Raw genomic sequence first — 12,951 nt, 5'->3', positions numbered from 1 at the left:
GGGGCGGCAGCCAAAACTTTGCGTTGCAACGTGGTAGTTAGGAAAGTATCTGGTAGAATCCGTCCGTTTTAATAGCCTGAATACGCAATTATTCGTATCATTCCTGACTGATTAACAAAAAACCGCTTGTCTTATGCTTACAAAACGACTTGGAGTTCTTGGCGCTTTCCTCTTCCTGCTGTCCGTTCCGTTGTTGGCCCAGACCTATGCCGAACGATTGGGATATCCGGCAGGGGCTAAGGTGATTATTTTTCACGTAGACGATACGGGGATGTCTCATGAAGCCAATGAAGGAACCATCTTGTCCATGGAGCAAGGGCTTTCTACCTCCTGCTCCATAATGATGCCCTGTTCCTGGGTACCGGATTACTTCGCTTACCTCAAGGAGAACCCGCAGGTGGACGCCGGTGTGCATTTGACGCTGACCTCCGAATGGAAAGGGTACCGCTGGGGCCCGGTGGCGGGCAAGCCTACCACGCCTACGCTGGTAGATCCGCAGGGATACCTTTGGCCTTCCGTTCGGGAGGTGGTGCGGCACGGCGATCCCGAGGAACTCTATACCGAGATCAAGGCGCAGGTAGATAAGTTTATCGGGATGGGCTTTCAGCCCACCCACCTGGATTCCCACATGGGGACATTGTTTGCCACTGAGGCTTTTTTAAAAAAATATTTGCAACTAGGTATGGAGTACCAGATTCCGGTGATGTTTCCGGGGGGTCATGCCACGTGGATACAGCAGGAAAACAGTGCTTCCAATCTCAGCTTGGAGCAGTTGCAGGCCATTGGCAAAATGTTGTGGGATGCGGGTTTGCCCGTGTTGGACGATCTGCACACGGACAGTTACAGTTGGAAGATCGATCCCGCCATCGAGGGGGACGACCGCAAAATTCAGGCATATAAAACGGAGAAGTTTATCGAGGCTATCAACGCGCTAAAGCCAGGAGTAACGCAGATTATCACCCATGCGACGAACTCGACGCCGCATTTTGAGCGAATTTCTCCCAGTGGGTCCCTCCGTAAGGGAGACATGCTGGCCATGATGGATCCGAAGTTGAGGGCGTTTATCGAATCGGAGGGGGTGATCCTGACCACCTGGAGGGAGTTGATGGAAAGAAGGAAAGGGCGCTGATTTGAAGGGCGATTGGATGGACTTTTGACCGTTTGCAAGCTCAAAGTCGGCATATGCCTGATGGGGCGCTTTTTCTATACCCTATTTCTACAACATTCAGCTAGACTTTTAAGTGGGCTGTCATTTTTCGAAGTTGGTTTTCTGATATTATTTTGCTATGTTGAGCCTGTATAGCTACTCGTAATATACACGAAATGGCTGGCACCCAGATAGCCTAATCAGAAAAGGAAAGACGGCAAAAACCGATTTTGTTTTGGTATGTTGTGTTCGTTTTGCATTTTCTGCTTTTTGATGACCATTACCAACCAAATATTGACCCTATGAAGTTTAACTACGCGTATCCTCCGGGTTTTTATGATGAGATGTACTACCCGGATGGAAGGCCTCGGCCGCAGGGAGCTGATTTTCACGAGCTGCTGGAAGGGACTCCTCAAAAAAAGCTTTCCCGACTACAGTTTTCGGCAGACAAGGCGCAGATGGCCATGGGTATGACATTCAATGTATACCACGACAAACAAGGAGTGGAGAAAATTCTTCACTTGGATATCATCCCCCGGATCATATCAGCGAGTGAATGGACCCACTTGGATCTCGGTCTAAAGCAGCGGATAGAAGCCCTCAATCTGTTTCTACAAGATATCTATAATGAGGGCAAGATCATCAAAGACAAGGCGGTGCCGGAAGACCTGATCTATGGGAGTAAAGATTTTCTGCCAGCCTGTAAAGGGCTTACCCCTCCAAAGGGGATATGGTGTCATATCACAGGTACTGACTTGGTACGGGATCACTCCGGCGATTACTTTATCTTGGAAGATAATCTACGCTGTCCTTCCGGTGTTTCGTATATGTTGGAAAGCCGTGAAATCATCAAGCGGGCGTTTCCAGGTCTTTTTAACAAGTTAGGGGTGCGCCCGGTTTCGGATTATTCGGCCAAATTACTATCGATGCTGCAAAACCTTTCGGATAAGCCCAAGCCTGTGATTGGTTTGCTTACTCCGGGAATTTACAATTCTGCCTATTTTGAGCATTCCTATCTGGCTCAGCAGATGGGGGTGGAATTGGTGTCGGGTATGGATCTGGTCGTAAAGGACAAAAAAGTATATATGCGTACCACCAAAGGACTGGAGCAGATCGATGTTATTTACCGACGGATCGACGACGTGTTTATGGATCCGTTGGTTTTTAATCCCGATTCGCTTTTGGGTGTACCGGGAATGTTTGAGGCATATAAGGCGGGAAATATCGCACTGGCCAATGCGCCCGGTACCGGCGTGGCCGATGATAAGGCCGTGTATGCTTACGTGCCGCGCATTATCAAGTACTACCTGGGAGAGGAACCCATTCTACACAATGTGCCCACTTACCTTTGTCGGGAAGAAGCGGATAGAAATTATGTATTGGAGCACATCGCTGAGCTGGTGGTGAAGGAGACCAATGCCGCCGGTGGATATGGCATGCTAATCGGACCCAAGGCCTCCCGCGAGGAACATGATAAATTCCGGCATTTAATCAAGGCCAATCCAAAAAATTACATTGCACAACCCACGCTTTCGCTTTCCACGGTACCTACCATCATCGACAACAAGACCATTGAGCCTCGCCACGTGGATTTGCGACCGTATATTTTATACGGCAAGGAGATTCAGGTAATTCCCGGTGCGCTTACCCGAGTGGCCTTGAAAAAGGGATCCTTGGTAGTCAATAGCTCCCAAGGTGGAGGTAGCAAAGATACTTGGGTATTGTTTAACGACTAAACCACGACAACATGTTAAGTAGAGTAGCGGATTCAATTTATTGGCTAGGAAGGTATCTGGAAAGAGCCGAGAACTATGCCCGATTTATAGATGTAAACTTCAACCTGATGCTGGACTTACCGGGAGACCTACAGGAGCAGTGGGAGCCACTGGTGATGGCCACCGGCGATGATGCCCTGTACCGGTCAAAGCATGCCGCATTTAATAAAAAGGAAGTGATTCATTTTCTTGCGTTTGACAAGGATAATCCCAATTCCCTCATTTCATCGGTCACCTACGCACGCGAGAATGCCCGGATCATCCGGGAGAATCTTACCAAGGAAACGTGGGAAAAGCTCAATGAAACCTACCACTTCGTGCAAAAGGGAGCGGATAGAAAGGAATGGACAAAGGAGGATCCCCGCAGTTTTTTTGAAAATGTCAAGTGCCAGATTCTTCTTTTATACGGATTGGCGGACAATACCGTAGCCAGGACGGAAGGCTGGTATTTTCGCCAACTGGGCCAGTTTCTGGAGCGTGCCGATAAAACTGCCCGGATCTTGGATGTGAAATACCATATCCTGCTTCCGTCTACCGATGAGGTGGGAACCCCCCTGGATTTTCTTCACTGGATGGCCCTTTTGAAGTCGGTTACCGCTTTCAATACTTACCGTCGGCTTTATGGAAATATAGACCCTGCCGGTGTGGTAGAGTTTTTACTGCTCAACAAGTATTTTCCGCGGTCGGTGTTTTATTGTCTGAAAGAAGCCGAGTCCTGTCTCAAGAAAATTACCGGATCCAACGGTTCAGGCTACACCAATAGTTCGGAAAAGGCGATTGGAGAGCTACGTTCCAAGCTGGAATATGATGACGTTACCGAAATTATTCAGCGGGGTCTCCACGAGTACTTGGAGCATCTGCTGATCAAAACTAATTTTATTTCAGATCGGATCAATGAGAATTTTTTTCAAATAAAGGATACCTTTGCCAATCAAATGAGTACGCAAGGATGACATTTTGCATTGGAATCAAAACCCGGTATGGAATCGTAGGGTTGGCAGATACGCGAATAACTTCGGGAAGTGATACCACCACCTCGAAAAAATTGTACACGGTAAACCGGAGGAAGCATTCCTTTTTTATCATGACCTCTGGTCTTCGTTCAGTGAGGGACAAGGCCATTACCTACTTTGCCGAACTGATAGAAAAGGAAGATGCCTCCTTCGACAAGATGTATAAGGCTGTCAATGGCTTTGCCGATCAGGTCAAGCGTGTTGCCAAAGAGGATAAAGCTTCTTTGGCAGAGTCGGGTTTGGCTTTTAACCTGTTCTCTATCATCGGCGGGCAGTTGGAAGAGGACAAGGAACCTAAGCTGTTTATGCTATATCCCGAGGGAAACTGGATCGAGATCCGGCAGGGGACACCGTTTGTGATTATCGGCAACACAGGATTTGGCAATCCCGTACTTAGGCGTTCCCTGCGATTTGATGAGCCCTTGGATTTCGCCCTGAAAAGTGCGTTCCTGGCTTTTGATGCTACCCGGATTTCAGCCAATGACGTAGACTATCCAATTGATACGGTAATCTTGGAAAACGACAGCTACAATATCATCGAGAACCGGTTTGAGCAACACGAATTGAATCACATCTCCGAATTTTGGAACAACTGCCTGAAAGAAGCAATCAATCGATTGCCGTCGGACGGGTTAAATAAGGCTTTTTCCCACGCAGAAATTGAAGACGGCGAATAGCCGCTTTACTACCCGATGGACATCAGGATATACCACGAGACGATTTACACTTACCCTTCACCGGTGTTCCTGAATCCGCATCAAGTATACCTAAAACCCCTGCAACGAGACTACCTTACCCTACGTGACTACAGGGTCGACGTCTTTCCAGAGCCCTTGGGAATCAGCGAGCGGTTTAGCTTGGAGGGAAATCCCTATTTTCTTATCTGGTTCGGTTCCCCCTCTGAGGAGCTTCGGATCATCCTCCATGCACAAGTGGAATGCCGGCCCTTTAACCCCTATGCCTTTGTTTTGGACTCCCGGTTTTTGGAATCGGTAGACATGGGTAGAGATGTGCCTTTTCGTTATGAGTCGGAAGAGAGTCTGCTGCTAGCCCCCTATCTTACCCAAAGCGGTGTCCCCGAACTGACTGCTTTTGCAAACGGCCACCTGACGTCTGCGGATCCATTACAGTTTATCGGCTCGCTCAATGCCGCGCTTTACTCCGATTGGGAACATCTGATACGACTCGAAGAAAATGTGTGGCCCCCGGAGCACACATTCCATCAAAAGAAAGGTTCCTGCCGGGATTTGGCCTGGATGATGATGGCCATGCTCCGGAACCTTGGTATCGCTTCCCGTTTTGTCAGTGGCTACGCCTTTAACCCCGACCTTGAGGAAGGCCATGAACTGCATGCTTGGGTGGAAGCTTACCTGCCAGGTGCAGGGTGGGTCGGCTTGGATCCCAATTTGGGATTGCTGACCGATCATCATTATATTCCGTTGGCTACCGGTTATCACCCTTCCCGTACATTACCGGTACACGGATCTGTCGGAGGGGATCGGCTGGTGGAATCAATCCTCAGCAGTCGGGTGGAACTGGTGCAAACAGGTCTTAAATAGGCGTAGTCTAAACTTTTTTCGGATATTTTCGATTATTAAACAGCAAAGCGGTTAAACCATGAATAATTTAGGCCCGATCATTTTTATTACTACGGTATTCCTATTTAGCTGTTTTTTAAATTGGTACACCTTTCAGGGTTTCAAGGCCCTGTTCCAATTTTGGGATCATACGCGGGGCAAACTGCTGTTGTTTGGATTCTATTGGCTGCTGATGGTTGCGGTGACGTTGTGGTTTTTATATACATTCATTCGCATCTCACGGGAGGGAGAAATCAGCAGGGAATCCCAGCAAGTACTTAATGTCTTTTTAACGGTGACTGTTACGCAACTCACGGTGATTTTATTTCTGTTTGGGGAGGACATTTACCGGGTACTAGCGAGCGGGTGGAATTATTTTTGGGGCGAGGCCAAGGGAACCGGTGGTTACCTACCTGATAGGCGGCAATTCATCAGTCAAATTGCCTTTGCAGTGGCAACGATACCCTTTGCAGGATTTGTATACGGGATCACCCGTGGCAAATATAATTTCCGGGTAATCCGTCAGACGATCTATTTTAAAGATCTTCCAGTGGCCTTTGATGGATTTACCATTACCCAGCTTTCAGATATACATGCCGGCAGCTTCACGGATTACGAGGCTGTGCAACGAGGGATTGATCTGGCAGTGGATCAACAATCGGATCTCTTTGTGTTTACCGGAGATTTGGTGAATCACAAAGCAGATGAGATCATACCGATGGCATCGGGCTTTGCGAAAATCAAAGCGCCTTACGGTCAGTTTTCCATTCTAGGAAATCACGACTACGGCGATTACGTTCCTTGGCCCACAAAGGAGGAGAAAGTAAGGAATTTTGAGCGGTTAAAGGAAATGCACCGGGATATGGGCTATCGGCTGTTACTGGACGAAAGTGTGGTATTGGAAAAGGGGGGGCAGAAGATTCGCTTGCTTGGCGTGGAAAACTGGGGTGTTGGATTTCATGCCAAGGGAGACTTGGAAAAGGCATTGAACGACTGCAATCCGGAAGAGTTTAAGATTCTCCTTTCCCATGATCCTTCTCATTGGGATATGGAGGTCAAAAATCATCCGAAGCAGGTACATTTGACGCTAAGTGGACATACCCATGGCATGCAGTTTGGGATAGAAACTCCCTTGGTAAGGTGGAGTCCTGCGCAGTTCCGGTATCCGAACTGGGCGGGCTTGGCGGAGCATAGTGGAAAGTACCTCTATGTAAATCGAGGGTTTGGGTTTCACGCATTCTCAGGCAGGGTCGGCATCTGGCCCGAAATTACGGTGTTGGAGCTTCGGAAGGGATAGCCCATCTAATAGCGGCTTGTCTAACCTCTCATGTATTCACTTATTGAAACACAAGCTACCCCGGGTTTTGGCGGGAGGGAGATGGCGCGATGAACAGGTTAAACGGCCCAAACGGGGTTGGTATGGTGATCGTTTTTCTATAAACATGCCACCCCTCCGGGGTTTGGACTTCGGTTAGTCCTGTCATTGCGAGTGACGCAGGAGGGAAGCAATCTCCAAACCAGGGCTTAAGGGGATTGTTACCTAATGTAGGCTCGAACGTTTTGCGAGTCTAACGTCTTAAGTCTAACGTCTTAAGTCTTCTAAAAATCTCATGTCTCATATCTAACTGTCTCCTCAAGGGGATTGCTTCGGCTTGAGACTACTTGTCGTTCTATTGAAAGAATCCGATTGTATCCTATCCCGAATCTCAATTACAGCATATTTTCAAGCCTCGCAATGACGTGGGCAGGGGGCGTTTCGCTACGGGTTTTTGGTGCTGGACCGAATGTAGGGTCGAACGATTTGCAAATCTTAAATCTTACGTCTTAAATTTTACGTCTTCTAAAAATCTCACATCTCATATCTAACCGTCCTGCCTTTAATATCTCACTTCTCCCTACTCATATCTAAAAAAGTCCGTTGACTGAAATATTTTTTCACCAGTACGGGAGTAAACTTGTGATGTTGATTATTCGGGGGCGCATGGAATGACCTCCTTTCTCATATTTTGGATTGCGACTTTACTTTGATAGGGAAGTTAAGAATGAAAGCCCGGTGGATATATCTTGTTTTTTATTATTGGAAAATGTTCTATGAGGTAAAATGGAACGTTCCTGCATTAAATGTTTCAATCAGTAGGTTGTGGCTGTTTATGCCAGTAGCGTGCTGGGTTTCATGGGCTAGTGTCAATCAACAACACCTGTTGGAAAAGGTATTTGCGTTTTCTTTTTTGCTGCTAATTCTGGAGGTTTATCGCATTGGCAACCGTTTTGGCATAGATCCTGTTCATCTGTTTTACCTGAATGTCCGATTTTTCCCAAAATACGTACTACTAGCACTGATAGAGGTATTTGGCCCTGCCTTCTTTGTTTTGTTGGCTTTTCTCGTATTGCATATAGATATCGAAAACCAGTTTCTCTTACTTTTAGGTTGGTTGTATGTGATGTTTGCTTTACTAAAGCTCACGTTTGGTGTACTATCTAATCGGTTTTTGCAGTTTACGGTGGTTTATCTCTGGGTATTGATTGTTCTTGGAGCAGTATCGGGGGGTATGTCGGGATTGCTTCATTTTGAGACGTATAAGATTACGAAGATTTTAGATCGTCTCTTGTGGCAAAATTTCGATCAGGTAGTAAATTTTATTCAATTGAGCTGTATCGTTTTTCTATTTTTCGGATTTGCTCTTGCGCGCAGAAGTTATAAGCGCTACCCATTTGTCGATCCACACTCCCTCCCGAAAAAACTGCTGTGATGGTTTATTTTATGTTGAAAATCCTTTGGCATGAAGGGGTATTGGGGAAAGTGCTGCTGGGCAGTCTGTTTGTCTTGCCTTTTCATATCTTCGACTGGCACTATTATGCGGTGTACTTTTTAATGTTGCTATTGGGAAGAGAGTTTGTTTCGGCATTTTTGCCACGGCAGGATTTGGTGCGGCTGGTAAAAGTATTCAGATACCGAATCCCTTATTTGCTTGCCAGTAATTGCATGTTGATGGTAATACTGCATGCTGTAAACCTTCTAAGCTTAGTCACTACATCGAGTGAGTTCAGGGACGGGACGGAAACCCATCAACCCCTAATCTTTGGTGTTCTTGTTTTTTTGGCAATGGTCGCAGGTAATTTATATTTTTATTATGCGATCATGAATCAGCGAATTGGGTTGGCCCTAAAGCCTGTCTTGGTGTTTTTATATTTCGTTACCGTATCCATAGCGTTTTTTATGTTATGGATTTTTGCTTCGACTAACCTGATTGTGTTGCTTTTAGTGAATGGATCGGTTGGATTTGTTTGGTTTTATACATTGTATTTGTTGTCCTATGGGGAGAGTAAGCCTAAGAGATGTCTTTAAGAGCTACGGCAAAAAATCCGTGTTGAAAGGAGTTACCCTTGATATTCATCAAGGAGAAATCCATGTGCTTTTGGGCATTAACGGTAGCGGGAAATCCACCCTGATAAACATCATTTCGGGCCTAGTTAGTGCGGATACCGGAAGTCTGGTACATTGCGGGAAAGGTAGTCAATCCGGTGAGGTAAAGGATGCCAAAATCGGCTACGTTTTCGAACAGCCAATTTATCTTCCCTATTTATCTGCTTACGACAATCTGGTGTTTGTCGCAAGGATGCAGGGATTGGTAAAAGCTGATTATGAGCCCAGGATTGTGCGTTTGATGGAAGATTTTGGACTCCCTGTGGGTAGCGAAATTGTCCGGAACCTTTCGAAGGGCATGAAGAGCAGAGTGTATATAGCCATGGCCCTGGTGGGTCAACCCAATTTTTTGATTTTGGATGAACCTGCAGATGGTTTAGATTTCGTTGCCGCCAACCAATTGGTGAGAGACTTACTGATGCTAAAAGACGAGGGAGTGGGTATATTTATCACCTCACATCAGTTTGATTTTATCTGGGAAACGGCGACCGTCTTCTCGATCTTAAAAAATGGAGAAATTCCACTCACCATGAACAAGGATGAACTGGTCTTAAAGGCTCGGGAAGTGTTCCCCGAGCGATCTGAAAGCAGCAGCGTAAAATCATTTCTCGAAGCATCGATGTTGATAAGAGATTTTGGTATTGGCAAGGTCTAGCTTCTAATTTTTTGGTGTTTTTAATCTCTTTGGATCCAAAAGCAGTCGAAGCTAGGGGTCGAGAGGGATGAAAAACGTCGATATTGGTATTTTGCGGAATGGTTTTCTACAGGCTGCGAGTGTAATAGTTTTAAGGAAAATGTTGCACTACTAGTGATTTCTTTGGTTTTTTACGACTGGCATTCAGTACAGGGATGATATTGACGGACTAAGGGCATTTGCGGTGCTGTCCGTGTTTCTTTTTCACTTGGGTTTCCTTCCAAACGGCTACTTGGGGGTAGATGTTTTTTTGTGATCAGTGGTTATTTAATCAGTTCAATTGTTTAATTTAATAGTTGAATCTATGAGAGAATTATCAATCGACGAAATGGAAACTTTCAAAGGCGGGGGATGTGCGGAAGTTTCTAAAACTGCTTACATCCTAGGTGGTATAGGTTTGGCTGTTGGCATAGCTGCATTGTTCACGCTTGTAGGAATTATTTCCCTCGCTGTTGGTTCTCAAGGTGCGATGATTGGTGCAATGGGATTTGGCCTAGACACGTATCATCGGATTAATTGTTAAATGAGGAATGGGGGAATCCATTCTAGCAATGGCTTCCTCCTCTTTTTTTGAATAAGTAGGTTAGTTCATCAATTTGATAGTTATGATACTTAAAGGCGATTTTCTCTATCGGGGCGTTGCATTGGTTATAGCGATCGTGTTTTTGATCCTTCCTTTCGATACGATCAATGCGGGGGATTGGTATGGTTTCTTCCCTTCCGTGATGTTGGCCATTTTGCTGTTTCACGTTCCGTATTTTTATTTTGGGATTAGGCATATAGCCAAATGGGATAGTTGGCCACTCGTTTCCTTGGTTGCGATAAGTCTGTACTATTTTTTTCGAAATGGGTTGGAAATTGGTTTCTATTACATCTTTACGGTATTTTTCATTACTCTCTGGGTACGGCAATCCATAAGGTCACTACAGTTTGATTACGGGGAGGGGCATAGTCCATTTACGGTATATAGTGCGGTGCGAAGTGTTTCGCTAGATGTGGCAGTTTTTGGGTTTTCCGTGCTCAATTTCTTTTTGATGTGGTTTTTGCGTGAGCCGCCATTATTTAACCTAATTAAATGATGTGTGCTGCGCGATATTTTAAAGGGATATAAGCTTCGCGATATACACTTCGTGATATATGCCTTCGGCGATATATTGGGTTACGGTCCCGAAAGTAGGGTCGCTTCGGATTTTTGGTTTTGGAGACGTAGTAGGGTCGCAAATTTTGCGAATCTAACATCTCATATCTAACGTCTAACATCTCCGAAATATGCTTTTCCCCTTCATAATTGTGTTCTGTCGACGCCGTGTAGGGGATGACGCGGGACCCATCTCTCCGTGCTGGCAATATCGTCCGTGCCGCTGGCACTTTGACGATGGTTGAGGGGCTTTTCCACGGGTTTACAAATTGGCCTTTCCTACGGAGTTTGTGTTTGCGCCGGGAGCTGGATAGTGCGACTTGGGACTTTGTGGCAGGTGGGAGGTATGCAACTCCCAGTGTTTTTTGCAGGCATATGAAGCGGATTGGCTTTTTATGGGTGTGGATGCAGACAGCTGCCATCGTTCATTGGTTTTTTTTGCAAGCCAGTGCCGTAGGTACGATCAATCTATTAACAGTAGGTTTCAACCTACGGATGTAGATGGTACGACAGTGGTGAAAGTCCCGTAGGGACGGCCGATAGTTGATTGGCCGTAGGTAGTGATCTGTTTTTCTCAGGAATTCTGGAAGGCACATTCCGGGATTCTAGTTGAGAGTTAACCAATTTCAAGCGGAAAGGAAGTTTGGTAGACGGATGGTTGTTTGGCCTTCGGCTGAAATAATGTTGAAATATGGCCTGCGTCCGATATATTGTTGAAATATAGCCCTCGGCCGAAATAAGAAGCGTCATTGCGAGGCTTGGATATAGCTGGAATTGGGATATGGTATTGATTTTGGATCAGTACGTGCATTAAGGAACAGTTTGCGATATCATGCCGAAGCAATCCTATTGTAGTGGGTGTCGAGATTGATCCGTTCTTCTTGTAGCAGGGGAGAAGGAGCTTATTTATCCAATTGCAAACTGGCGGGATAAGTAGGTACAATTACAAACGACACCCAGATCGGAGCTATAAATATGCCACTCGTCGGCGTTGGGCGATTTGTTGCAAAAGTGCTTTCGCTTTGGGTCTAGAAAAGAAGTAGGAAAAATAAAATACTAACTGAAATTTTTTTTCAGTGGGAGAAATTAATTTTGAGTATCAATTACCTAAACTATAAAAACATTATGAAACAGCTAGATATTGAAACAATGGAGCGCCTGGAAGGCGGCTCGATGATGGATTGTGTTGGCGTGTGAGCATCTATAGTCGGAGTAGTTTTTCTTACCTATACTACCGGTCCGCTTTGGGCGGTTGCCGGTGGATGGAGCGTATGGGTAGCAACAACAGCCGCAGCCGTGTATGGATGCGGTAATACATTGGGTTCACGCTAAAGCTCAGATATGTTTCGGACTTTGTTATTTGTATATTTCTTTCTTTGTCTTGCAGCCAGTATGTACGCATTCTTGGCGCCGGGTACCGATGCATCCATGCTAACGCGTATATCGTTGGTGATGTTTACGGCACTAGCGGGGTGGTTACTGTATTGGAATGGTCGGAAATCTCGGTCAAAGAAATAGATTATCCGATATCCGGGATTTATACAAAGTGATATATGCTTTGCGATATAGGTGGATACCTGCCGGCCGGCAGGCGGGTATGCCTGCTGCTAGATATTGGGCTACGTTTGTAAGGTTAGGCTCGCTCCGGATTCGTAGTGTTGGAAAGGATGTAGGATCTTAATTTTCGCGAATCTCATATCTAATGTCTAAGGTCTTATGTCTAAGGTCTTATACCTCACCTCAACCATCCTTGGGTTTTGGCGGGAGGGGGATAGCAGGATGAACAGGGTAAGCGGCCAAAACGGGGACAATGGGGCTTTTTTTGTCCCCGGGTTGCCACCCGGGGCTATAATCATGCCACCCCGTTGGGGTTGGACCGAATGTAAAGTCGAATGATTTGCGAGTCTTACGTCTTAAATCTTAGGTCTCAGCAATCAACCCCTCCTCTTTTAGGATCCTCTTCACCTCGACGACATCCACTTCCATGACTTCAGCGATCAGGTCTAACGGCATGTTTTTTCTGTAAAGGTTGATGATGCCTGACCGTAGCTTTTTCTGCTCACCGATTTCCTGCCCTTTCTCCAGCCCTTTCTGCTCACTTGCGTCGAGTGCGTTTTTCAGGTCGCGGTAGCGCTTCAGGCTCTGCTCGTAGGCTCTGCGGTCCTTTTTTTCCAGATTTGTCA

The 12,951-nt window shown here is 46.0% G+C and carries 11 protein-coding genes and 1 pseudogene; 11 read left to right on the top strand and 1 reads right to left on the bottom strand.

Features of this window, described 5'->3' with window-relative positions; genetic code table 11:
* Positions 1–133 precede the first annotated feature (133 nt).
* The 11 genes from IAQ59_RS03860 to IAQ59_RS03810 all read left to right on the top strand — a co-directional run bounded on the left by IAQ59_RS03860 (position 134) and on the right by IAQ59_RS03810 (position 10,709).
* Positions 134–1,129 carry a polysaccharide deacetylase family protein gene (locus tag IAQ59_RS03860; protein WP_209329478.1) on the top strand — a complete coding sequence of 332 codons (996 nt, stop codon included), beginning with the start codon at positions 134–136 and terminating at the stop codon, positions 1,127–1,129.
* A gap of 320 nt (positions 1,130–1,449) precedes the next feature.
* A complete protein-coding gene (locus IAQ59_RS03855) occupies positions 1,450–2,883 on the top strand; it encodes a circularly permuted type 2 ATP-grasp protein (protein ID WP_209329477.1) in 1,434 nt (477 codons plus the stop codon).
* An 11-nt stretch (positions 2,884–2,894) separates the two neighbouring features.
* On the top strand, positions 2,895–3,875 hold the full coding sequence (locus tag IAQ59_RS03850; RefSeq protein WP_209329476.1) for an alpha-E domain-containing protein: 981 nt from the start codon (positions 2,895–2,897) through the stop codon (positions 3,873–3,875).
* On the top strand, positions 3,872–4,612 hold the full coding sequence (locus tag IAQ59_RS03845) for a proteasome-type protease (protein ID WP_209329475.1): 741 nt from the start codon (positions 3,872–3,874) through the stop codon (positions 4,610–4,612). The genes IAQ59_RS03850 and IAQ59_RS03845 overlap by 4 nt, the downstream gene beginning before the upstream one ends.
* A 15-nt stretch (positions 4,613–4,627) precedes the next feature.
* A complete protein-coding gene (locus IAQ59_RS03840) occupies positions 4,628–5,494 on the top strand; it encodes a transglutaminase family protein (RefSeq protein WP_209329474.1) in 867 nt (288 codons plus the stop codon).
* 58 nt (positions 5,495–5,552) lie between these two features.
* Entirely contained in the window at positions 5,553–6,809 is a 1,257-nt protein-coding gene (locus IAQ59_RS03835) for a metallophosphoesterase (RefSeq protein ID WP_209329473.1), read from the top strand.
* A gap of 904 nt (positions 6,810–7,713) precedes the next feature.
* On the top strand, positions 7,714–8,262 hold the full coding sequence (locus IAQ59_RS03830; protein ID WP_209329472.1) for a hypothetical protein: 549 nt from the start codon (positions 7,714–7,716) through the stop codon (positions 8,260–8,262).
* On the top strand, positions 8,262–8,858 hold the full coding sequence (locus tag IAQ59_RS03825) for a hypothetical protein (protein WP_209329471.1): 597 nt from the start codon (positions 8,262–8,264) through the stop codon (positions 8,856–8,858). Before IAQ59_RS03830 ends, IAQ59_RS03825 begins: the two co-directional genes overlap by 1 nt.
* Positions 8,827–9,591: an ABC transporter ATP-binding protein gene (locus tag IAQ59_RS03820; protein ID WP_209329470.1), complete on the top strand. Its 765-nt coding sequence runs from the start codon at positions 8,827–8,829 to the stop codon at positions 9,589–9,591. The genes IAQ59_RS03825 and IAQ59_RS03820 overlap by 32 nt, the downstream gene beginning before the upstream one ends.
* Before the next feature lie 343 nt (positions 9,592–9,934).
* On the top strand, positions 9,935–10,153 hold the full coding sequence (locus tag IAQ59_RS03815; protein WP_209329469.1) for a hypothetical protein: 219 nt from the start codon (positions 9,935–9,937) through the stop codon (positions 10,151–10,153).
* 82 nt (positions 10,154–10,235) lie between these two features.
* A complete protein-coding gene (locus IAQ59_RS03810) occupies positions 10,236–10,709 on the top strand; it encodes a hypothetical protein (protein WP_209329468.1) in 474 nt (157 codons plus the stop codon).
* A 1,979-nt stretch (positions 10,710–12,688) separates the two neighbouring features.
* On the opposite strand, the pseudogene IAQ59_RS03805 reads toward IAQ59_RS03810, so the two are convergent.
* Positions 12,689–12,951, bottom strand: a pseudogene (locus IAQ59_RS03805) (hypothetical protein); the annotation flags it as partial.

Origin of the sequence: Lunatimonas salinarum (genome assembly GCF_017811155.1) — a bacterium.
In the GTDB taxonomy this organism is placed as follows: Bacteria; Bacteroidota; Bacteroidia; order Cytophagales; family Cyclobacteriaceae; genus Lunatimonas; species Lunatimonas salinarum.
Note: the sequence above shows the minus strand (reverse complement) of the source record. Positions and strands in the feature narration are given on the sequence as shown.